The following is a 25,504-nucleotide window of genomic DNA, read 5'->3' as shown; positions in this document are numbered from 1 at the left end:
GCCCAGCCGATGCCCGTGGATCGGGATCGCGGGTGGTCGGCGCGTCAACGGGCAAAACGCCGGAGCCGGTTGCATAGCGCGCGGACGTGTGCATAGATTGTCCGTCGCACGATCTGATAGCTGTTTGCTCTTAAAAGGTGTTCGCGTGGCAGGGGCGTGAACACCGCTTCGTCACGACGAAGTCGTACCCAGGCTTCGAGCGCAGCAGGGGGCGTTTTCTGCCGCGCTCCGGTGCCTCCGAGTCTGAGCGGAAGGTCGGAAGATGAATTCGAGATCGGCCACGGCTGTCGACCACGAACCGGATCTCATCCCGTTGTCCCGGGCGCAGTACAGCATGTGGCTGGCCGACAATCTTCCGGGCAGGCCGAACGTCAATATCGCGCATTACGTCGATATCGAGGGTGATATCGATATCGACCTGTTCACCGAGGCGGTCAATATCGCTGGGCGGGAAACCGAATCGCTCGTCGTGCGGGTGGTCGAATACGACGGTCGTCCCTACCAATTCGTGGATCGCACTATCACCTATGCCGATGCCCTGCTGGATCTGTCCCACGCCGACGACCCATACGCCGCGGCCATGGAGTGGATGCGCCGCGACTACGGCACCAAAGCCGTCGATCTCGGCCGGGACCGGCTGGCCGTCGGCAAACTCATCAGAATCGGCGAGCAGCGGTACCTGTGGTACGCGCGCGCACACCATCTGATCATCGACGGATACGGCGCGTTCAATGTCATGGGTCGGGTCAGCGAGCACTACAACGCGATCATCGAGGGGAGACAGCCCCCGCCGCTGGTAGCGGCGGACCTGCGGGAGATCGCCGAGGCCGATCGCGCGTACCACGCGAGTCCGCGCTTCGAATCCGATCGGGCGTACTGGCGCGAGAAGACCTCCGGTCTCCCGGCAGCGGTGAGTCTTTCGGGGCGCGCCGCGCGCTGGAGCGATAACGATGAGGTCGCCGGCCGGCAGCTGCCGGACCGGCTGTCCGACCTGCTGGAGCGGTTCGCCGAGCACCAGCGCGCCTCGCCCGCACAGGTGGTCGTCGCGGCGTTCGCCGCGTTCCTGGCCAGGATGACCGGTTCCGACGATGTGGTGCTGTCGATGCCGGTGAGCGGCCGGGTGACCCGCCGCCTGCGGCACGCCGCCGCCATGCTGGCGAATATGGTGCCGATCCGGTTCGCGCTGACCCCGCGGACCACGGTCGCGGAGGTGGTCGGTGCGGCGGTATCCGAGCTCGTTTCCGCGATCCGGCATCAGCTCTACCGTTTCGAAGATATGCGCCGCGATACGAATATCGCCGATACGGCGGCGAATTCGTTCGGTCCGGTCGTCAATATCTTGTTCTTCGACAGCGAGATCCGCCTCGGATCCGCCGTCGGGCGTTATCGCGCTCTCACTTCCGGCGCGCTCGACGATCTGCAACTGAACCTCTACCGTCCCGGTGCCGACGGGCCCCTCCTGCTCGAACTGCACGGTAATCCGAATCTGTACAGCCGGGACGAACTCGAACTGCACACCTCGCGGTTCGTCGAATTCCTGCAACGATTGCTGGAATCGCCCCTGGACACCCCCGTCCTGGATATTCCGCTCGTCGATTCGGCTGAAGAGCAGCGTGTTGTCGGCGACCTGGCGGGCCGTGACGGCGCGGTCGCGGAAACGACATTGGTCGGCCTGCTGACCGCCCGGGCCGCGGTAACCCCCGCCGCGGTCGCCGTGACCTGCGGTTCGATCGCCCTGACCTATCGAGAGCTGGACGAACGGTCCAATCGGTTCGCCCGCACCCTCATCGCGCGCGGCGCGGGGCCGGAAACCCTGGTTGCCGTCGCGATGCCGCGGGACGTGGATCTGATCGTCGCCACCCTGGCCGTGCTGAAATCGGGGGCCGGGTATCTGCCCCTGGATATCGCCCACCCCGCCGACCGGCTCGAGTACGTGCTCGCCGATGCCGGGCCGGTACTGGTTGTCACGAAGCCCGAACTGCGCGAGAGTGTTCCGGGCGATCCCCACCGGATCATCGTGTTCGGCGACCGTACCGGATTCGACGGCGACAGTTCGCCGGTCACCGATGCCGAACGGTCCGGCCCGCTGCGGCCGGACAATATCGCCTACGTCATCTACACCTCCGGCTCGACCGGTCGCCCGAAAGGCGTGCCGATCGGCCACCGCGCGGTGGCGTCCTACCTGATCAACGCCTGCGCCGAGATCGGGGTCCGGCCGGGCGATGTGTGGACGCTGTTCCACTCCTTCGCGTTCGACTATTCGGTGTGGGAGATCTTCGGACCGCTGGTCTCCGGGGGCCGTCTTGTCGTGGTGGACACTGCGACCACCCGGGCGCCCGACGAGGTCGTACGCCTGGTGGCGCGTGAGCAGGTGACCGTTTTCAACCAAACCCCTTCGGCCTTCCAGCAGTTCGCGGCCGCACGGGAGCGGTACGCGGCCGGTGGGGAAGCCGAGGGGCCGTTGGTGTTGCGGTCGGTGATCCTGTCCGGGGAACGTCTGGATCCGGCGGGGCTGGCCGCCTGGTACGAGCACGATCCGCGGGTGCCGGTCGTGGCCAACAGCTACGGGATCACCGAGACCACCGTGTTCGTGACCTACCTGCCGCTGACCCCGGATATCGCGGTGCCTGGTGCCGCGAGCGCGATCGGCACGGCCCTGCCGGGCTTGCGCACCTACGTACTGGACGAGCGGTTGCGCCCGGCACCGCTGGGGGCCTGGGGTGAGATCTATGTTGCGGGGGCGCAGCTCGCGCGCGGATATCTCGGCCGGCCCGCGCTGAGCGCGGCCCGTTTCGTGGCCGACCCGTTCGGCGCACCGGGGGCGCGACTCTATCGCAGTGGGGATGTCGCCCGCTGGAACCATCGGGGCGAATTGGAGTATCGCGGCCGGGCCGATCAGCAGGTCCAATTGCGCGGGTTCCGGATCGAACTCGACGAGATACGAAATGTGCTGCTGGCCGACAGCACGGTGGCGACAGCGGTCGCGGTCGTCCATCGGCCCGGTACGGAGGCGGCGCGGCTGGTGGCCTATGTGGTGCCGGTGGGCGATCCGGGCGCCGGTATCGGCGATGCCCTGCGCGAGCGGGTGGCCGGTGTCCTGCCGGAGTACATGGTGCCGGCGAGTGTCGTGGTGCTGCCCGAACTGCCGTTGACCGCGAACGGCAAGATCGATCACCGGGCCCTGCCCGAGCCGGTATTCGATTCGGCCGCGGCCTATGTCGCGCCGGGCACGGTGATCGAGGAAACCATCGCCGACGTGTTCGCCGATGTCCTCGGCATCGAACGCGTCGGCGTCCTGGACGATTTCTTCGCGCTGGGTGGTAATTCGCTCACCGCGACCGGCGCCGCCGTCCGGATCGGCGAACTGACCCGCTGCGAGGTCTCGGTGCGTGACCTGTTCGGTGCACCGACCGTCGCCGGACTCGCGGCGCGTATCGCGGCCGCACACCGTCCGGCCCGGCCCGCCCTGCGCGCCCTGCCGCGGGTGGACCCGCTTCCGCTGTCCCCCGCCCAGAACCGGATGTGGCTGCTCAACCAGGTCGACCCGGATTCGGCGGCGTACAACATCCCGCTGGTGGTGCAGCTGACCGGCCACCTCGATGTGGCGGCGCTGCGGACCGCGCTCACCGATGTCCTGGAGCGGCACGAGGCACTGCGCACCGTGTACCCGGCCGTCGAGGGTGCGGGGTCCCAGGTCGTCCGGCCGGCCGAGGAGGTGATCGCCGGACTGGACCTGCGTCCCGAGACCGCGGACGAGAAGGTGCTCGCGCACCGGATCCGGGAACTCGCGGCGCGGGGTTTCGATGTGAGCGTACGGCCGCCGCTGCGCAGCGCCCTGTTCGCTTCCGCCGACCGGCGCCGGCACGTCCTGGCCGTCGTCCTGCATCACATCTGCTGTGACGGGTCATCGCTGCGGCCGCTGTCGGCCGATCTCGCGACCGCCTACGAGGCCAGGGTGCAGGGCAAGACGCCGGACTGGCAGCCGTTGCGGGTGCAGTACGCCGATTACAGCCTCTGGCATCGCGAACTGCTCGGGGACGAGGCGGATCCGGAGTCGCCGGCAGCCCGCCGGCTGAACTATTGGACAGCGCAATTGGCCGGTAAGCCGCCGGTACTGGAGCTGCCCGCCGACCGGCCCCGGCCGGCCCAGCGGTCGCTGCGCGGCGACCGCACCGAGACGGTGATCCCGGCCGAGGTATTCCGCGGGATCGAGGGGCTGGCCCGGTCGGCGAACGTCACCGCCTTCATGGTCGTGCACGCCGCGCTCGCCGTACTGCTCGCCCGGCTGTCGGGCTCCGGCGACATCACCGTCGGCACCGCCGTGGCCGGCCGCGGCGAGCCCACGCTGGAGCCGCTCATCGGGATGTTCGTCAATACCGTGCCGTTGCGTACCGAGGTCCGTCCGGGCGAATCGTTCGCCGACTTCCTGGCGCGGGTGCGGGCTGTCGATGTGGACGGTTTCGCCAACAGCGATCTGCCCTACGAGCGGATCGTGGAGGAGGTCGACCCCCGATGGTCGGCCGCGTACGCCCCGCTGTGCCAGGTGTATCTGGCCTTCGAGAACATGGACCGGCCTGCTCTGGAACTGCCCGGTCTCACCGTGGAGGTCCTGGACCCGGGGGCGGCGACGGCGAAGGTGGACCTCGTGGTCACCGTGGCGGAAAACGCCTCCGCCGGTGGCGATGTCGCCTTGCGCGTCGACTACGCGACCGATCTGTTCGACCGGCGCACGGTCGCGGAATTCGCGGCCCGGCTGAACCGGGTACTCGACGCGGTCGTGGCGGATCCGGGCATCCGGGTCGGGGCGGTGGATGTGCTCTCCGCCGCCGAACGGGACGGGCTGGTCCCGGCCGTGGGCGCGCCGGCGACGGCGCCGCGACTCCTGGCCGAGATACTGGCGGTAGCGGACAGCGACGCGGTGGCGGTGATCGCGGACGACCGGACGGTGACCTACGGCGAACTGGACGCGTGGTCGAACCGGGTGGCCCGTGAGCTCATCGCGCGTGGTGTGGGTCCCGGTGACCACGTCGCGCTCGTGCTGGGACGTTCGGTGGAATTCGTGGCAGGTATCCGGGCGGTGGCAGCGACCGGCGCGGCGTTCGTCCCGATGGACCCGCGGAATCCGGTCGAACGGATCGCGGTGATGCTCGGCGACGCCGCGGTCCGGATGGCGGTGACGGTCGAATCCACCCGGGCACTGTTGCCCGAGTCCATTGGACAGCTGGTACTCGACGATCCGGACACCGCGGCCGCGCTCGACGCCCGATCGACGGCACCGGTGACCGACCGGGAACGGATTCGGCGCGGCCGGGTGCTCGATACGGCGTACGTGCTGTACACCTCGGGATCGACCGGTACGCCCAAGGGCGTCGCGGTGACGCACGAGGGTCTGGCGAACTTCGCCGCCGAACAGCGCGAGCGCTACCGGGTGGACCCGTCCGCGCGGATCTTGCAGCTGTCGGCGCCCGGGTTCGACGCGGTCGTGCTGGAACTGCTGATGGCGCATGCCAACGGTGCCGCGCTCGTCGTCGCACCGTCGGATGTCTTCGCCGGCGCGGAACTGGCGGAACTCATCCGTGCCCGGCAGGTCTCGCACGCGTTCGTGACACCGAGTGTGCTGGCGACGATGTCACCGGCGGGTCTGGACTCCCTGCGGGTGCTGGTGGCCGGTGGTGAGGCGGTCCCGGCCGAGACGGTGGCGACGTGGGCGCCCGGTCGCGAATTGTTCAACGGATACGGTCCGACCGAGACCACCATCATGGTCGCGATCAGCGATCCCTTGTCGGTGGGCGACCGGGTGACGATCGGCGGACCGATCCGCGGGATCGACGCCGTGGTCCTCGATGCGGGATTACGGCCGGTTCCGGTCGGCGTGACGGGGCAGCTGTTCGTCTCCGGTGTCCAACTGGCCCGCGGATACCTGCGGCGGCCCGCGGCCACGGCCGCCGCGTTCGTGGCCGCGCCCTTCGGGCCGTCCGGTACTCGGATGTACCGCACCGGTGACCTGGTGCGCTGGACCACCGAGGGGACGCTGGAATACGCCGGCCGCACCGACTTCCAGGTCAAGATCCGCGGCCAGCGCATCGAACTGGGCGAGATCGAGGCCGCCCTCGCGGCGCACCCGGCGATATCGGTCGCGCATGTGGTGGGTGTCGGCGGCGAACACGGTGCCCGGCTGGCCGCCTACGTGGTACCCGCGGGCGATGGGGTGGATACCGCCGAACTGCTGGCGTACACCGCGCAGCGACTGCCGGCGCATATGGTCCCGGAATCCGTACTGGTACTCGACCGACTGCCGCTCTCACCGGTCGGCAAGATCGATCGCGCCGCGCTGCCCGAGCCGGTGTTCGGTGTGGCGACCACGGAATTCGTCGCGCCGCGGGACAGCGTGGAACAGACCGTGGCGCGGGTGTGCGCGGAGGTACTCGGTATCGAGCGTGTGGGCGCGTTCGACAGCTTCTTCGACCTGGGCGGTAACTCGCTGTCGGCCACCCGGGTCGCCGGCCGGTTGAGCGCCGAATTCGGTGTGGATATCGCACTGCGCACGGTGTTCGACGCACCGACCGTCGCGGCCCTGGCCGACCGGTTGCGTACGAGCGCCCCCGCCGGCCGGCCACCACTGGTCCCGCAGCACCGTCCGGAGCGGATCCCGCTGTCGCCGGCTCAGACCCGGATGTGGTTCCTCAATCGTTTCGACACGGCGTCGCCGCTGTACAACATTCCGCTGGTGCTGCGCCTGTCAGGCGACCTCGAGGTGGCGACCGTACAGAAGGCGGTCGCCGATGTGCTCGCCCGGCACGAAGCGCTGCGCACCCGCTACCCGGACAGCGACAGCGGACCCCACCAGGTGATCGTGCCGGTGGCGGACGCCTGCCCGCCGCTGGAACCGGTACCGGTGGCGGCCGACATGGTCGAGGCGCGGATCGCCGCGGCGACCGCGGTCGGCTTCGACGTCACCCGAGAGGTCCCCTTCCGGATCACGCTGCTGCGCAGTGCGGCCGACGACCACACCCTGGTCCTGGTCGTCCACCACATCAGCTTCGACGGCTCGTCGCTCGCCCCGCTCGCCGCGGATCTGATGACCGCCTACCGGGCCCGGCGCAGTGGTCACGAGCCGCAGTGGGCACCGTTGCCCGTGCAGTACGCCGATTACACGCTGTGGCAACGGGAACTGCTCGGCACCGAGGACGATCCGCACAGCCCCACGGTCGCGCAGACCGAGTACTGGCGCTCGGCCCTCGCCGAACTGCCCGAGGTGCTCGACCTGCCCACCGACCGGCCGCGCCCGGCCCGGCAGAGCTTCCGCGGCGCCACGTACTCCACCACGCTGTCCGCGGATCTCCATCGCGAGGTGGTCGCGCTGGCCCGCCGCCACGACACGACCGTGTTCATGGTGATGCACGCCGCCTACGCTGTCCTGCTGGCCCGGCTGTCCGGGACCGGTGATATCGCCGTCGGGACACCGATCGCCGGACGCGGTGAACCCGGCCTCGACGGCCTGGTCGGTATGTTCGTCAATACGCTGGTGCTGCGGACCCGGGTCGCGCCCGGTGCCTCGTTCGCCGCGGTTCTCGACCGGGTCCGTGCCGCGGATCTGGCCGCGTTCGAGAATGCCGATATCCCGTTCGAACGGCTGGTCGAGGTGCTCAATCCACCGCGATCGACGGCACATGCGCCGTTGACCCAGGTGGGGTTCTCGTTCCAGAACATCGAGATTCCGGCCGTGCGGATCGACGGGCTCACGGTCACGACCCGGATGATCGATCCGGCCGTGGCCAAATACGATCTGCACCTGAACCTGGTCGACACTTTGTCCACCGGCGGTGGCACCGCCGGAATGGCGGTCGAATTCGGGTATGCCACCGACCTGTTCGACGAGTCGTCGATCCGGTCGATATTCGACCGCTACCAGTCGCTGTTGCGCGCGGTCCTCGCCGATCCCGCCGCGCCCGTCGGCGATATAGACCTGCTGACCGCGACCGAACGGCAGGCGCTGGCCGAGCGGTCGGCCGGCCCGCGCACCGTCACCGGCCCGGCGACGGTAGCGGAGCTGTTCACGGCCCAGGTCACCGCCACCCCGCGGCATCCGGCTGTCATCGACGCCGCGACCGGCGAACGACTGGACTACGCAGACTTCGGACAGCGGGTGAACCGGCTGGCCCGCGCTCTCATCGGCCGTGGCGTGGGGCCGGGTACGGTGGTGGCGGTCGCCATGCACCGCTGCGTCGACCTGCTCACCGGCCTGTACGCGATCCACGCCGCCGGGGCTGCGTATCTGCCCCTGGATCCGGAACACCCGGTCGACCGGCTCCGCTCGGTCTGCGCGACCGCCCGGCCGATCGCCGTACTCACCCGGGACGACGACGTGGACCTGCCGCCGGAGGTGCCGCGGTGGCCGATCTCGGAATCGCTCTCGGCCACCCTCGATCCGGCACCGATCACCGACGCGGACCGCACCCGGCCACTGCATCCCGACGATCTGGCCTACGTCGTCTACACCTCCGGCTCGACCGGTGTGCCCAAGGGCGTCGCCATCCCGCACCGCGCGGTGGTGAACCAGCTGTGCTGGCTGCGCGACCACTACGGCCTCGACGATTCCGATGTACTGATCTGGCGTACGCCGGTGACCTTCGACCTGTCGGTGTGGGAACTGTTCGCCGCGGCCGCATGTGGTGCCGCGCTGGTGGTCGCGGACGCCGACGCGCACCGTGACCCCAGGGTGCTGGGCCGGTTGCTGGCCGAACACCGGGTCACGACGGTCGATTTCGTACCGTCGCTGCTCGCCGCGTTCCTGGCCACCGCGCAGGGCCGCGAACTCCCGGACCTGCGGCGCATCCTGTGCATCGGTGAGGCGCTGCCGGCCGAGACCGTCCGGCGCTGCACCGAGTTCGGTACCGCGCGGATCGACAATCTGTACGGGCCGACCGAGGCCGCGGTCAGCGTCACCTCCCACCGTGTCGAAGAGGTCTCCGGCGCCGCCGTGCCGATCGGCGTACCCGAGGCGAATGTGGTGGTCCGGGTGCTGGACACCCGGCTGCGTCCGGTCCCGGACGGTGTCACGGGCGAGCTGTACCTGGGTGGGGTGCAGCTGGCCCGCGGGTATCACGAACGGCCGGCCCTGACCTCGGCCACCTTCGTCGCCGACCCCTCGGGCACCGGCGCCAGGTTGTATCGCACCGGTGACCTGGTGCGCTGGGATACCACCGGCAGCCTGTGCTACGTGGGCCGAGCCGATACCCAGGTGAAGCTGCGCGGTCTGCGGATCGAACCGGGCGAGATCGAGGCCGCGCTGGTGGCCCACGCCGCGGTGGATGCCGCGGTGGTACAGGTACGTATCGAGCACGGCGAACAGCGCCTGGTCGCCCATGTGGTCGCGCCACCGTCCTGTGACACCCAGGAGATCCGCGCGTCGCTGCGGGAACGGCTGCCCGCCTATATGGTTCCGGCCACCGTGATCCGGATCGATTCGATCCCGCTCACCGCGAACGGCAAGGTCGACCATCGGGCGCTGCCGGCCCCGGACCCGGCCCTGCGCGCGGCCGAGTTCCGGGAGCCGCGCGGCCTGGTCGAGCGGACGGTGGCGGATGTCTTCGGCGAGTTGCTCGCTCTGCCGGAGATCGGCGCCCTGGACGATTTCTTCGAACTGGGCGGTAATTCGCTGCTCGCGACGCGGGCGCTGAGCCGGATCGGCGATATCCTCGAGGTCACCGTCGCGGTCCGGGTGATCTTCGAGGCGCCCACCGTTGCCGACCTCGCCGCGCGCATCACCCGGTTGCGCGAGGTACCCGGCCTCCCGGCGCCCGCGCCCCGTCCGCGCCCGGAGCGGGTACCGCTCTCGCCGGCGCAGACCCGGATGTGGTTCCTCAACCAATTCGATCCGGCGGCCGCCGGATATATCGTCCCGCTGGCGATCCGGCTCGACGGGGTCCTCGATGTCGGGGCGCTCACGGCGGCCGTCGGCGATGTGGTCGAGCGGCACGAGAGTCTGCGGACCGTCTACCCGGCCGTGGATGGTGTTCCGGCCCAGGTGGTGCTCCCGGTCGAGGAGGCCGCCGCGCCGGGGGATCTCGTCCCGGAACCGATCGCCGCATGCGAACTGCCGCGGCGGCTGGCGGAGTTCTTCGGCCGTACCTTCGATGTGGCCGCGGCTGTGCCCCTGCGGGTCGCGCTCTTCCAGCTCTCCGAATCGGTATGGGTGCTCGCGCTGTCCGCGCATCACATCAGCTGTGACGGTTTCTCGGTGGCCCCGCTGGCCGCCGATCTGATGACCGCCTACCGGGCGCGTTCCCTGGGCGGCCGGCCGGAGTGGGCGCCGCTGCCGGTCCAGTTCGCCGATTTCGCGCTCTGGCAGCGTGAGGTGCTCGGAGCGCCGGACGATCCACGGTCGCGCGGTGCACGTGAGATCGCCTACTGGCGCACCCGGCTCGCCGGAATCCCCGATGTCCTGGATCTGCCGACCGATCGGCCGCGGCCGCCGCGCCGAACCCAGCGCGGCGCGTTCGTGCAGGTCACGATCCCCGGTGACCTGCACCGGCGGGTGCAGACGCTGGCGCGCCGCAGCGGCGCCACGACGTTCATGGTGGCGCATACGGCGCTGGCGGTCCTGCTGGCCCGGCTCTCCGGTGGCGACGACATCACCCTCGGAGTGCCGCACGCGGGCCGCGGTCACCGCGCGCTCGACGGTCTGGTGGGTATGTTCGTCAACACCCTGGTGATGCGGACCCGGGTCACGCCGGACCGGAGCTTCCGGGAGCTCCTGGAAGAGGTTCGGCGGGCCGATATCGAGGCCTACGACCACGCTACCGTGCCGTTCGAGCAGCTGGTGGAAGCGTTGAATCCGGTGCGTTCGGACGCGCATACGCCGCTGTTCCAGGTGATGCTCGCCTATCAGAACATGGACCGGGCCCATGTCGAACTGCCGGATCTCACCGTGGACGATCTCGATCCCGGCGACGAGGCCGCGATCTACGATCTGCTGCTGATGATGTCGGAGGGCCACGGCCCCCACCACGAGCCGGTCGGTATGACGCTGCGCCTCACCTACGCCACCGACCTGTTCGACGCGGACACCGCCGCGCGGTTCGCCGCCCAGTTCGTCCGCGTGCTCGAAGCAGCGGCGGCCGATCCGCTCCTGGCGGTCGGCGATATCGACCTGCTCGACGAGGCCGATCGGACCGTGCTGCTGCACCGGTGGAACGCCACCGGCGGGCCCGTCGTCGCCGGCCGGACCCTGGTCGATCTCTTCGACGACCAGGTGGCCCGCACCCCGGCCGCGCCGGCGCTGCGCGATCCGGCCGGTGCCGTATCGACCTACCGGGATTTCGACCGCCGGGTGAACCGGCTCGCCCGCCGGCTGACCGACCGCGGCGCCGCCCCGGAAGCCGTTGTGGCCGTAGCGGTCCGCCGGTCGGTCGACCTCGTCACCGCGCTCTACGCGGTGCTCAAGACCGGGGCCGCGTTCCTCCCGATCGACCCGGACCATCCGGCCGCGCGGATCGGCCGTGTGCTCGCCGCGGCCCGGCCCGTCCTGGTGGTGACCACCTCCGCGGACGCAGCGGAGCTGCCGGCGGAGTACGCCACCGAGGTGATCGACCGGACCGACCTGTCCGGCTACGGCGACACCCCGCTCACCGACGCGGACCGCCGGGCGCCGCTGCGCCCGGACAACGCGGCCTATGTGCTGTTCACCTCCGGTTCCACCGGCCTCCCGAAGGGGGTCGCCCTGACCCACGCCGCGACCGTGGCGCAGCTGGCCTGGGCGCAGCGGCAGTGGCCGCACGACGGATCCGATGTGGTCCTGTACAAGACACCGATCACCTTCGATATCGCGGTGTGGGAACTGTTCTGGCCGTTGCAGACCGGCGCGCAGCTCGTGATCGCCGCTCCGGACGGCCACCGCGACCCGGCCTACCTGGCGAAGATCATCGCCGAATACGGGATCAGCACAGCGCATTTCGTTCCGTCGATGCTCGATGTCCTGCTCGACACCACCGCGGCGCCCTTGCCGTCGGTCCGCCGGGTGTTCGTCGCCGGTGAAGCACTGGCCCAGCGCACCGTCGACGAGTCTGCGCGCGTATTCGGCAATGCCGAGGTCGTGAACTGGTACGGGCCGGCCGAGGCCGAGGTCGTCACCAGCCATCCGTGCGTGCCCGGGGATAGCCCCCGCGCGACCGTCCCGATCGGGCGGCCGGTCGCCGGTATGCGCGGGTACGTCCTGGATTCCCGGCTGCGACCTGTTCCATTCGGCGTGACCGGCGAACTCTACGTCTCGGGTGTGCAGACGGCCCGCGGGTACCACGGCCGCCCCGGCCTCACCTGCGCCGCGTTCGTCGCGCACCCATTCGGCGCCTCGGGGGAGCGGCTGTACCGCACCGGCGACCTGGTCCGCTGGACGAGGTCCGGTGATCTGGAGTTCGCGGGGCGCGGCGATTTCCAGGTGAAGGTGCGCGGGCAGCGGGTGGAACCCGGCGAGATCGAGGCCGCGCTGTGCGCGCTGCCGGAAGTCGCCCGGGCGGTCGTCGTCGCCACGACGGACCGGATCGCCGGCTACGTGACGCTCGTCCCCGGCGCCGAGCCCACGGGCCGCGAGCTGCGCGACCGGCTCGCGCGGACGCTGCCGGCCTACCTGGTGCCGGCCGCCGTACAGATCCTGGCGGCGATCCCGCTCACCGCCAACGGCAAGGTGGACCGGGCGGCGCTGCCCCGGCCGGTATTCGAGGACCGGGCCGAATACGTGGCCCCGCGTACCGAGCGGGAAACCGCGCTGGCGCGTATCGTCGCCGGCCTGACCGGAACCGAGCAGGTGAGCGTGACAGCGGATCTGTTCGAGATCGGTGTCGACTCACTGTCGGCCGCGCGGATCGCCGCCCGTGCCGAAGCGGCACTGGGTGTCGAGGTCGGTATCCGCGATATCTTCGACGAGCCGACGATCGCCGGCCTGGCGCAACGGCTCACCACCCGCACCCGCGGCACCGCCCTCCCGCTCACGGCGCGCGAGCGCCCGGACGCCGTCCCGCTGGCGGCGGCGCAGCGCCGGATGTGGTTCCTCAACCAGTACGACACCGGGTCCGCCGCGTACAACATCTGTTTCGCGGCCCGGCTCGGCGGTACGCTCGATCTCGCCGCGCTGCGGGCCGCTTTCCGGGACGTGACCCTGCGACACGAGCCGTTGCGGACGATCTACCCCCTGGTGGACGGCGAACCGTGCCAGGTCGTCCTGGATACCCCGGCCGCCGGGTCCGCGCTGCTGCCGGAGGCCGAATCGGTCGCCGACGACAGCGAACTGGCCGACCGGATCCGGCGGATCGCCGAAACCGGCTTCGATGTCGCGGTTTCGGTGCCCGTCCGGGCCGGGTTGTACCGCACCGCGGCCGGGGAATACGCACTGGTCCTGGTCGCGCACCATATCGCCGCCGACGGTGCCTCGATGCCGGTGCTGGCCCGGGACGTGTTCACCGCTTATACGGCCCGGACGCGCCGGCAGCCGCCGCAGTGGGAACCGATAGCGGTCCAGTACGGCGACTACGCGCTGTGGCAGCGCGAGCGCCTGGGCGCCGAGAACGACCCCGATTCACTGATCTCCCGGCAGATCGCCTACTGGACGGGCGTGCTCGGCGACAGCCCGGAACTGCTGAATCTGCCGACCGACCGCCCGCGCCCGGCCACGATCACCACGGCCGGTGGCAGCGTGCGCTTCGGTATCCCGCCGCGGCTGCACGACGCCATCGTGCGATTGGCGCGGGCGGAGGGCGTGACGACCTTCGTGGTACTGCACGCGGCGCTGGCGATCCTGCTCGCCCGGACGGCGCACACCGACGATATCTCGGTCGGTACGCCGGTCGCGGGCCGGGGCCACGAGGCGCTCGACGACCTGGTCGGCATGTTCGTCAACACCGTGGTGCTGCGCACCCGGATCGACGAGGACCGGTCGTTCCGCGCACTGCTCGCGGAGGTGCGCGATATCGACGCGGCCGCCCTCGCGCATGCCGATATCGCCTATGAACGGCTCGTCGATGTGCTCGATCGTCCCCGGTCCACCGCGTACACACCGCTGTACCAGGTGATGTTCGGACTGCAGAACACCGGGCCGGCGCGGTTCGAGCTGCCGGATGTGGACGTCACACTGCTCGACCCCGGGATCGCGCAGGCCAAAACCGATCTCACCGTACTGCTGGACGAGCGGGTCGACGGCGATCGGCCCGAGGGTATCGACGGGGAGATCGTCTACGCCACCGATCTTTTCGCGGACCGCACCGCGCAGGCGCTCGCCGACCGGTTCGTGCGGATCCTCGAATCGGTCACCGGCGACCCGGCCCGGGCGGTCGGTGATATCGATCTGCTCACCGCGACGGAAGCCGAAGAGCTGGTACCGGCGGTGGGCCCCGCGACCGAAATCCCGTGCCTGCTGCCGGATCTGCTGGCCGCGGCGGTCGCCGCGCACCCTGCGCAGGTCGCGCTGATCGGCGAGAGCGAAACCCTGACCTACGCCGAACTCTACCGGCGCGCCGACCTGCTGGCCGGCCATCTGGTGGCGCGCGGCGCGGGTCCCGGCGTCCATATCGCGCTGGCGGTACCTCGTTCGGTGGACTATCAGATCGCCATGTGGGCGATCTCCCGGACCGGCGCCGCCTTCGTTCCGGTGGATCTGCGGTACCCGCGGGAGCGGATGGCCCAGCTGATCGCCGACGCCGGTATCGCCTTCGGACTCACGGTCGCGGCCGCGGTCGGTGCGCTGCCGGACGGGGTCGAGTGGTCGGTACTCGACGATCCGGCCACAGCCGCCGAAATCGCTGGTCGGCAGGGTCTTTCCGCGAGTTCGGTCGTGCCGCGGCGGGCCCGGATCGGGGATACGGCGTATCTGATCTACACCTCCGGTTCCACCGGCACGCCGAAGGGGGTGGTGGTCACCCATGAGGGGCTCGCGAACTTCGCCACCGCTCAGCGGATGCGTTACCGGGTGGACCGGACCGCACGGGTGCTGCACGTCGCGGCACCGGCATTCGACGCGGTACTGCTCGAGGCACTGATGGCCTGTGCGGCGGGCGCCGCGCTGGTGATCTCGCCGCCGGATGTCTTCGGTGGCGCGGAACTGGGCCGGCTCATCCGCGACCACCGGGTATCGCATGCATTCCTGACGCCGAGTGTGCTGGCGACGGTATCGCCCGCCGATCTGGAGTCGGTGCGGGTGCTGGCGGTCGGCGGTGAGCGGGTGCCGGCGGAGCTGGTCGCGACCTGGGCGCCGGGGCGCCGGCTGCACAATATCTACGGTCCGACCGAGGCGACGATCGTCATCACCACGAGCGCGCCGGTGCGTGCCGGTGGCCCGATCGATATCGGTGGCCCGATCCACGGCGCGCAGGCCGTCGTTCTGGACGCCCGGTTGCGGCCGGTGCCGGTCGGGGTGGCGGGTGAGTTGTATGTGGCGGGCCCGGGGCTGGCGCGGGGATATCTGAATCGACCGACGCCGACCGCGCACGCGTTCGTGGCGAATCCATACGGCGGCCCGGGAACGCGCATGTATCGGACCGGCGATATCGTGCGCTGGACTGCGGACCATACGCTGGAATATGTCGGCCGCAGCGATTTCCAGATCAAGATCCGCGGCCAGCGCATCGAACTCGGCGAGATCGATGCCGCGTTGCTCGCGCAGCCCGGTGTCGCTTCGGCCGTCACGGTCGCCCGGCCGGGCCCGGAAGGCCGGTCGCTGCTCGCTGCCTATCTCGTGGGTGAGCCCGGCGCGGAACTCGCTGCGACCGCGGTGCTGGACCGGCTCGCGGGTGTGCTGCCGGCCCATATGCTGCCCGCGACGATCACCGTCCTGGACCGGATGCCGCTCGCCCCGACCGGCAAGGTGGACCGTAAGGCGCTGCCCGAACCCGTACTCGAGGTGCGTGAGGCGGACACGGTCGCACCGGCCACCGATATGGAACGCACTGTCGCGGCGGCGTTCGCGGAGGTGCTCGGGGTGCCGTCGGTGGGGGCGACCACGTCGTTCTTCGCGTTGGGCGGCGATTCCATCATGTCGATCCAGCTGGCCGCGCGGCTGCAGGCCGCGGGGGTGGTCCTCCGGGCCCGGGATATCTTCGAACGCCGAACCGTCCGGGCCCTCGCGCAGGCCGCCGCGACCACGAGCCGGGCGACGCTCGCCGAACTGCCCGGCGGCGGCGTAGGAGATATCCCGAGTACGCCGATCGTGGCCTGGTTCGGTGCACGCCTCGGCGCGGCCCGGGGATTCGCCCAGTCGATGCTGGTGCGGCTGCCCGGCGACGCCGGCATCGCCGAGGTCACCGCGACGGTGCAGGCGCTGCTGGACCGGCACGATATGCTCCGCTGCCGACTGCGCGACGGCTGTCTGCGGGTGCTGCCGGCCGGTTCGATCGAGGCCGCGGAAACCGTTCTCGTGCAGACTTTCCGGGCCGAGGAGGCGCCGGGTGGTGCCGGTTTCACCGCGGTGGCCGAGGCCGCGCTGGCCGCGGCCACCGCACGTCTCGATCCGGACGCCGGACGGGTCGTGCAGGTGGTCTGCCTGGTGCCCGCGGCGGGAGTCGAAGCGGAGGGCCGGGCCCTTGTCGTCATCCACCACCTGGCCGTGGACGGCGTCTCGTGGCGCATCCTGCTCCCCGATTTCGCGACCGCCTGGCAGCAGATCGTCGCGGGCCGGGCGGTGGACCTGCCCGCCCCGGGCACCTCCATGCGCCGCTGGGCACACGCCCTGACCGAAGCGGCGGCGGATCGGACCGGCGAATTCGACCTGTGGCAGCGGATGAGCGCGGCCCCCGACCCGCTACTGGGCCGGGCGGCGCTCGATCCGGCCGTGGACACCCAGGCGACGGTCCGGCAGCTGGAGGTATCCCTGCCGGCCGAGATCACCAGAGTGCTGCTCGAGGTAGTGCCCGGAGCCGCCCGCGCCACGGTGGACGACGCACTGCTCGCGGGACTGACGGTCGCCCTGGCTCGCTGGCGCGCACGCCGCGGCAGCACCCACCGCGGTGCGAAAATCCTGCTCGAGGGCCACGGCCGCGAGGAGCAGCTGGTCCCCGGTGCCGACCTGTCCCGTACCGTGGGCTGGTTCACCAGCGCCTACCCGGTCGCGCTGGATCCGGTCGACGCCGGTGATCTGCGTACCGCGGTGAAAGCGGTCAAGCAACAGTTGCGGGCTATCCCGGACAAGGGGATCGGCTACGGCCTGCTGCGCTACCTCGACCCGGTCGCCGGGGAGCGGCTGGCAGGCGCACCGGAGCCGCAGATCGCCTTCAACAATCTCGGCCGGGCCGGTGTCGATCTCGCCGCCCTGTCGGGACTGCCCTGGGTGCCGACAGGGGAGGAGTTCGACCGGCGCGGCGCGTTCGATCCGGATATGCCCGCGGCGGCGGTGATCACGATCGATGTGCACACGGCCGAGACCGCGGCGGGCCCCGTGCTGTCGGCGCAGATCGGCTACGCCGCGCGGTTGCTGGACCGCGCGGAGGTCGCCGAACTGGCCGAGGACTGGTTGGATGCCGTCCGCGAGATCGCCGCCGCGGCACGTAGCGACGACGACTGGGGCCTGTGCCCCGCCGATGTTCCGCTCGTCGCGGTCGGGCGGACCGATCTGGACGTCTTCGCCGACCGCTACGGCCCGCTCACCGATGTGTGGTCGCTGGCGCCGCTCCAGGCGGGCCTGCTCTTCCACGCCGAATTCGCCGCCGGTGAACTGGACGTCTACACCGCCCAATCGGTGCTGACCCTGGCGGGCACGGTCGACCAGGACCGGCTCGAACGGGCCGCGCGAGCGCTGCTCGACCGGCATCCGAACCTGCGCGCGGCCTTCACCCGAACGGCCGAGGGCGTGGCAGCACAGGTCGTTCCCGCCGCCGTGGCGCTGCGCTGGCACCGCGCCGAGACCGGCGGGGACACCGCCGAACTCGACCGGTTGATCGAAGCCGAACGGGCCGTGGTGTTCGACCCCGCGGATCCGCCGCTGCTGCGTTTTCTCGCGGTCACGGTGGGCCCGGGGGATGTCCGGCTGGTGCTGACGGCGCACCACCTGCTGCTCGACGGCTGGTCGCTGCCGCTGCTGTGCCGGGAGCTGATCGGTCTCTACGCGGTGGACGACCGGACCGATCTGCTGCCGGCCGCAGCGTCCTACCGCGACTATCTGGTGTGGCTGGCGGAACGCGATCACGAGGCCGGTATTCAGGTGTGGCGTGCGGCTCTCGGTGAGTCGGTCGAACCCACCCTGATCACCGACCCGCATACCGCGACCGTCGCCGATGTACCGGTCGATCTGCCGGTCGTTCTCGAACACGCCACCACCGCGCGGCTGACCGAGTTCGTCCGGGAGCACGCGGTCACGATGGCCACTATCGTCCAGTTCTCCTGGGCGGTGGTGTTGGGCAACCTGCTGGGCACCGAACGCGTGGTCTTCGGCAGCACCGTCTCCGGCCGTCCCGCCGACCTGCCCGGTGTGGAGTCGATGATCGGGCTGTTCATCAATACGATCCCGGTATCGGTGGACGTGACCCGCACGCGGACCGTCGCCGAGCTGCTGGCCCGCCTGCAGGCCGACAACACCCGGCTGCTCGACCACCACTATCTCGAACTGTCCGCGATCACCGCCGCCGCGAACAGTCCGCATCTGTTCGACACCCTGGTGGTCTTCGAGTCCTATCCGGTCGACAGCAGGGGTCTGGGCGATACCGATATCGACGGGATGCGGGTGCTCTCGGCCGAGGGCCGCGACGCCGCGCACTATCCGCTGCTGGTCCAGGCACACCAGACCGACGAACTGCATGTCCGGGTCCGCTATCAGCGCGCCCGGGTCGACGCTCGGACGGCGGCCGATATCGCGGCCCGGCTGGCCCGCGTGCTGCACGCGATCGCCGGTGCTGCGGACAGACCGCTCGGGGCGATCGATCTGCTGTCGGCCGGCGAACGGGCGGATCTGGTGCCGGCCTCGGGCGGCAGCGCCGAGGCACCGCGTTCGCTGTCGGAACTGCTCGCGGCGGGGGCGGCCCGCGACCCCGCGGCGGCGGCGCTGATCTCGGACGGGCAGACGGTCTCCTACGCCGAACTGGCGGACCGGTCCGACCGCTTGGCACGGAAGTTGATCGACCGGGGCGTCGGCCCGGGCGACCGGGTGGCGCTGGCGCTGCCCCGGTCGGTGGAGTTCGTGGTCGGCCTGTGGGCGGTGACGAAAACGGGTGCCGCGCTCGTACCGGTCGATACCCGCAACCCTGCGGAACGGATAGCGCTCATGGTCGAACACGCGAATATCCGGATCGCGCTGACGAGCGGATCCGCGCGCGGGTCGCTGCCGGATTCGGTGTGGCCGATGGTCCTCGACGACCCGGAGACCTGGGCTTACCTCGCGGAATACCCGTCCGGTCGGATACTCGACGCGGACCTCGTGCGCACACCGCATCTCCGGGATACGGCGTATGTGATCTACACATCGGGCTCCACCGGCGTGCCCAAGGGCGTGGCGGTGACGCACGAGGGCCTGGCGAATTTCGCTGCCGAGCAGCGGAAACGACTCGCCGCCGACAGCGGGTCGCGGGTGTTGCAGGGTTCCGCGCCCGGGTTCGACGCCCTGATCCTCGAAATATTGCTGGCGCACAGCAACGGCGCGGTGCTGGTGCTGCCGCCGCCGGAGGTGTACGCGGGCGCCGAACTGGCCGAACTGATCCGTACACAGCGAATATCGCACGCCTTCCTGACCCCGAGTGTGCTGGCGACACTGTCCCCGGAAGGCCTGGATTCCCTGCGGGTGCTGCTGGCGGGTGGTGAGGTGGTGCCGCCGGAGACGGTGGCCGTCTGGGCGCCGGGCAGACGCCTGCTGAACGTGTACGGACCCACCGAGACCACGATTCTGGCCTGTATGAGCGGACCGCTGCGCCCCGGCGCCGCGGTGACGATCGGCGAGCCGCTGCGCGGGGTGGACGCGGTCGTGCTGGATGCCTGGTTGCGACCGGTACCACCCGGTGTGACAGGAGAGCTGTATCTCGCGGGCGTACAACTGGCGCGCGGATATCCGAGCCGGCCGGTAACCACGGCCGGAGCGTTCGTGGCGAACCCGTTCGGGGCGCCGGGAACACGTATGTACCGCACCGGTGACCTCGTGCGCTGGACCCACGACCGCACGCTGGAGTACCTCGGCCGCCGGGATTTCCAGGTCAAGATCCGTGGCCAGCGCATCGAACTCGGCGAGATCGAAAGTGTCCTCGCCGGCTGTCCCGGTGTCGACCGGGCCGTCGTCGTCCTGCGGCCTGACGAGCGGGGGCGTGAGCGCCTCGCCGGATATCTCGCCGGTGCCGCCTCGGTGGACCTCGCGGCGGTGCGGGCGGCCGTGCGCGACCGGTTGCCGGCGCATATGGTGCCCGAGGCGCTGACCCTGCTGCCCGCGCTGCCGCTCACCACGAGCGGCAAACTCGACCGCCTCGCTCTCCCGGCACCCGAATTCGGCGCCCGCCGCGCGTGGGTCGCTCCGGGTACCGACGCCGAGCGGGCGGTGGCGGACGTCTTCGCCCGCGTCCTGGACCTCGACGAGGTGGGGGCCGCGGACAGCTTCTTCGAGCTGGGCGGTAACTCGCTGTCGGCGACCCGGGCAGCGGCCCAGTTGAGCGCCGCCACCGGGGCGCGGGTCGGTGTCCGCGAGCTGTTCGAGGCGCCGACGGTAGCCGAGCTGGCCGCGCAGCTGACCGGTCTCGACCGCGCGCACCGGGCACCGCTGGTGGCGCGGGCCCGGCCCGCGCGGGTACCGCTGTCCCCGGCCCAGCAGCGGATGTGGTTCCTCAACCAATTCGACACCTCGGTGGGCGCCTACAACATCCCCCTGGTGATCAGGCTGACCGGGGAGCTCGATATCGACGCGCTGCGCCGGGCCTGCGCCCTGGTCGTCGAACGCCACGAAGCACTGCGCACCGCGTTCCCCATGGCCGAGGGTGTCCCGTATCAACTGGTGGTCCCGGCCGCCGAGGCCGTGCCGGAGCTGCGGCCGGTACCGGTGGCCGAGGATCAGCTGATGCGGCGGGCCGTCGCCGCGTTCACCACCGGTTTCGACGTGACCCAGGCACCGCCGCTGCGGATCGAGCTGTTCGAACTGGGCGAGCGCGACCACGTGCTGATGATCACCGTCCACCACATCTGCGCGGACGGGCAGTCCATGCTGCCGCTCGCCCGTGACGTGGCGGTGGCGTACGAGGCGAGCAGGCAGGGCAGTGCACCGCACTGGCCGCCGCTGCCGGTCCAGTACGCCGACTACGCGCTGTGGCAGCACGAGATCCTCGGTGCCGAGCACGATCCGGACTCGCTGGTATCGCGGCAACTGCGATTCTGGAAGCAGACCCTCGGCGGAATGCCCGAACTGCTCGAGTTGCCCACCGATCTGCCCCGGCCACCGGTGGCGTCGCTGCGCGGGCGCGCCGTCGAGTTCGAGATCTCCGCGGAGTTGCACGCCCGGATCGTCGCGGCGGCCCGCGCCGGTAACGCGACAGTTTTCATGGTGTTGCACGCCGCGCTGTCGATCCTGCTGGCGCGGCTGTCCGGAGTCGGCGATATCGCGATCGGAACCCCGGTGGCCGGTCGTGGGGTGCGGGAACTCGACGACCTGATCGGCATGTTCGTCAATACGCTGGTGCTGCGGTCGCGAGTCGCGTCGCGGCAGACGTTCGCCGAACTGCTCGCCGATATCCGGGAAACCGATCTCGCCGCGCTGGCACATGCGGACGTACCGTTCGAACAGGTCGTGGAGGCGCTGAACCCCCCGCGGTCTACCGCGCATCTCCCGCTCTACCAGGTGACACTTGATGTCCAGAACCTGAGCCGGGCCGCGGTCCGGCTGCCCGGTCTCACCGTCGAACCGGTCGAGGACGGTTTCGAACAGGCACAGGCGGATCTGAACGTGAAGCTCGCGGAACGGTTCGACGAGGCGGGCCGTCCGGGCGGTCTCGTGGGCCGGCTCACCTTCGCGACGGACCTGTTCGTCGCGGCGACGATGCACCGGTTCGCGCGGGCCTATATGCGGATCCTCGCGGAGGTGACGGCGGATCCGAAGGTCGTCGTCGGTGATATCGACCTCCTCGACACCGCGCAGCGGCGCGCGCTGCTGGACGCGGCCGGACCCACCGGTACGGCGGTCCCCGAGACGACTCTGGCGCACCTGTTCGCGGCGCGGGTCACGGAGCGGCCCGATTCCGTCGCGGTGACCGACGGCCGCTCGGCGCTGACCTACGCGGAGCTGGATCGGCGCGCCGGTCTGATCGCCGCCCGATTGGCCGAATGCGGGGCGGGTCCGGAAACGCTGGTGGCCGTGGCTCTGTCCCGTTCGGTGGATCTGGTCGCCGCCCTGCTGGCCGTGGTGCGCACCGGTGCCGGATATCTGCCGCTGGATGTGGCCTATCCGGAGCAACGGTTGCGGTTCGTGCTCGACGATGCCCGCCCGGTGGCGGTGCTCGCCTCGGCGCGGACGGTATCGGCGGTGCCCGAGGTCCCGGCTCCGGTGCTGCTCGTGGAGGACTGCGCGACAGCCGCCGCGGTGCCGGCTCCGGTGTTGTCGGTCGCCCGGCCGGACAACACGGCGTACGTGATCTACACGTCGGGCTCCACGGGCCGCCCCAAAGGCGTGACGGTGAGCCACCGCGAAGCCGTCACCCTGTTCACCGAAGTGCCCGGCCGTTTCGATTTCGGTCCCGGCGATGTGTGGACCCTGTTCCATTCCTACGCTTTCGATTTCGCGGTCTGGGAGATGTGGGGCGCGCTGCTGACCGGTGGCCGGCTGGTCGTGGTCGACTACGAGGTGTCCCGTTCGCCGGAGGCCTTCGCCGACCTGGTCGCCCGAGAAGGGGTGACGGTCCTGAGCCAGACACCGTCGGCGTTCTACGGATTCGCCGAGGCGGACCGGGAGCGCCGTGCCGCCGGTCGTGGCGGGCCCGAACTCGCGCTGCGGTATGTGGTGTTCGGCGGTGAGGCGTTGGACGCGGCGCGGCTGGCCGGCTGGTTCGCGGCCCACGCGCCCGGATCGCCCCGGCTGATCAATATGTACGGGATCACCGAGACCACCGTGCATGTGACATTCGGTGAGGTCACCGGACCCGAAAGCGCGGGGATCGGTACGCCGCTGCCGGGTATGCGGGTCTATGTACTCGACGAGCGCCTGCGCCCGGTGCCCGTCGGCGTGCCCGGTGAGATCTATGTGGCCGGAGGACAGCTCGCGCGCGGCTACCTGGGCGCTCCCGCGACGACGGCGGGCCGGTTCGTGGCGAACCCGTACGGGCCGGCCGGGGCCCGGCTCTACCGGTCCGGCGATATCGGCCGGTGGCAGGACGGCGAGCACGGACTCGCACTGCGCTATCTCGGCCGCGTCGACGCCCAGATCCAGCTGCGCGGCTACCGCATCGAATTGGGCGAGGTCGAAACGGCGCTGCTCCGGCATCCCGGTGTCGTGCGCGCCGCGGCCGCCGTGCACCGGCCCGGGCACGGGATAGACCAGCTGATCGGTTACGTGGTGGCCGCCGAGGACGCGCAGCTCGATCCGGCCGCGATCCGGGCGACGGCCGCCGAGGTGCTGACCGGCTATATGGTGCCCGCGGCCATCACGGTGCTGCCCGATCTGCCGTTGACGGTCAACGGCAAACTCGACCGCACGGCTCTGCCCGCACCGGATCCCGGCAATGCCGCGAGCGAATTCGTCGCCCCCCGGACGGGCACGGAGAAGGCGATCAGCGAGGTGTACGCCGAGGTACTGGGCGTCGGGCCCGTCGGAGTCTCGGACGGGTTCTTCGATCTGGGCGGCAACTCGCTGCTGGCCACCATGGTGGTGCGCGAACTGAAGGCGCGCGGGGTGACGATCGCGCTGCCGTGGATGTTCGACGACGCCACACCGGAGGCCTTGGCCCGCCGGGCCGACGAGGCCGAGGGCGGATCGGGTCTGCAGGTGCTGCTGCCGCTGCGGGCGAGCGGTTCCGAGCCGCCGCTGTTCTGTGTGCATCCGGCGGGTGGGCTGGCCTGGTTCTACGGCGGTCTCGTCGAGCACGTGCACGCGGAGCGTCCGGTCTACGGTCTGCAGGATCCGCATGTGGTGGCCGGTGAGCCGCCGGCGGAATCGGTGGACGAGCTGGCCGGCCGCTATGTGAGCGAAATCCGCCGGGTTCAGCCGGACGGGCCGTACCACCTGCTCGGCTGGTCGCTCGGCGGGCAGATCGCGCATGCCGTGGCGGTCCGGCTCCGGCGCGCGGGCGCGGAAGTCGGGCTGCTGGCGCTGCTGGACAGCGCCGTGGAGCTGTCCGGTGATGCCGCGGCGCCGGAGGCGGCCGGCGATGGGCCACCGGGACGGTTGATGGCGGATCTGCTCGGCGGCTGGCGTGAGCTGTTCGATCTCGGCGACGACGTCCGTGCCGACACCCACGAGCAGGCCTGGGCGGTCGTCCGAGAGCAAGTACTCGGCACCGCGATGTTCACCGCCGAACAGGTGGACCGCGTCATGACGAGTTTCGAGACCGCCGCGGGGATCGCCGACCGGTACCGGCCGGGGGTCTTCGACGGCGACCTGTACTTCTTCACCGCCGGAAAGGACCACTCCGATCACGACGCGCTGGCCCGCTCGTGGCGACGCTATGTGACCGGGGAGATCCACAACCGGGTGGTCGATGTCCGGCACCTCGAGCTGAGCCATCCCGAGGCACTGACCGTTGTCGGTGCGGTAATAGAAAGGGCCGTAGCGCAATGCTGAACACGCAACAGACGCTGAAACTCGACGACGGCAGAGTGGTCGACTGCCCGAGCCCGGCGGAGGCGCGATTCCTCTGGGGTGAGATCACCTCGGCGACCGGTTTCTACCGGCAGGCCGCCGCCCGGCTACGACCGGGGGACCTCGTCCTCGATATCGGCGCGAACATCGGTCTGGCCGCGATGCTGTTCGCCGATATCTGTCCCGGCGCCCGGGTGCTCGCGGCCGAACCCGTACCGGCGACGTTCCGCTGCTTGCAGAGCAATCTGAATGCCCATGTCCCGCACGCCGTAGCCGTGCGGACCGCGGTCGGCGCCGCGCCCGGTATCCTTCCACTCACCTGGTATCCGCAGGCTCCGGCCAACTCGGGCCTGTATGCCGATCGCGCCGAGGACGACGAGGCCACCCGGGTATTCCTGCGCAACAGCGGTCTCGACGACGAGGCGATCGAACTCATCACCGCCGGACTGCATCAGGGCGAACAGATCGAGGTCGAAGTGACGACGGTATCGGCGATCCTGGACGAACACGGGCCGGATGCCGAGATCGGGGTGCTGAAGGTCGATGTGGAACGAGCGGAACTCGATGTGCTGCGGGGCGTCGCCGCGCGGGACTGGCCGCGGATACGCACGGTGGTGGCGGAGGTGCACGACGCCGCCGGGCGCCTGACAGAGTTCCGCGAGCTGCTGAGTATTCACGGGCTGACCACCTGGATCCGGCAGGATCCGAGCCTGCGCGGCACCGATCTGTACGAGGTCTACGCGAGCCGAGCCGCGTGATCCCCACGTGGGGTGCCGGCAG

The 25,504-nt window shown here is 70.5% G+C and carries 2 protein-coding genes; both read left to right on the top strand.

From position 1 onward, the window contains the following. Positions 1–262 precede the first annotated feature (262 nt). Entirely contained in the window at positions 263–24,706 is a 24,444-nt protein-coding gene (locus NGR01S_RS03100) for a non-ribosomal peptide synthetase (RefSeq protein WP_063034634.1), read from the top strand. Next, entirely contained in the window at positions 24,700–25,482 is a 783-nt protein-coding gene (locus NGR01S_RS03095) for an FkbM family methyltransferase (protein ID WP_063034633.1), read from the top strand. Before NGR01S_RS03100 ends, NGR01S_RS03095 begins: the two co-directional genes overlap by 7 nt. The last annotated feature ends 22 nt before the right edge of the window (positions 25,483–25,504 follow it).

Source organism: Nocardia grenadensis NBRC 108939, assembly GCF_001613445.1.
In the GTDB taxonomy this organism is placed as follows: Bacteria; Actinomycetota; Actinomycetes; order Mycobacteriales; family Mycobacteriaceae; genus Nocardia; species Nocardia grenadensis.
The sequence above is the reverse complement of the archived record's forward strand: the minus strand, read 5'-3'. Positions and strand labels throughout refer to the sequence as shown.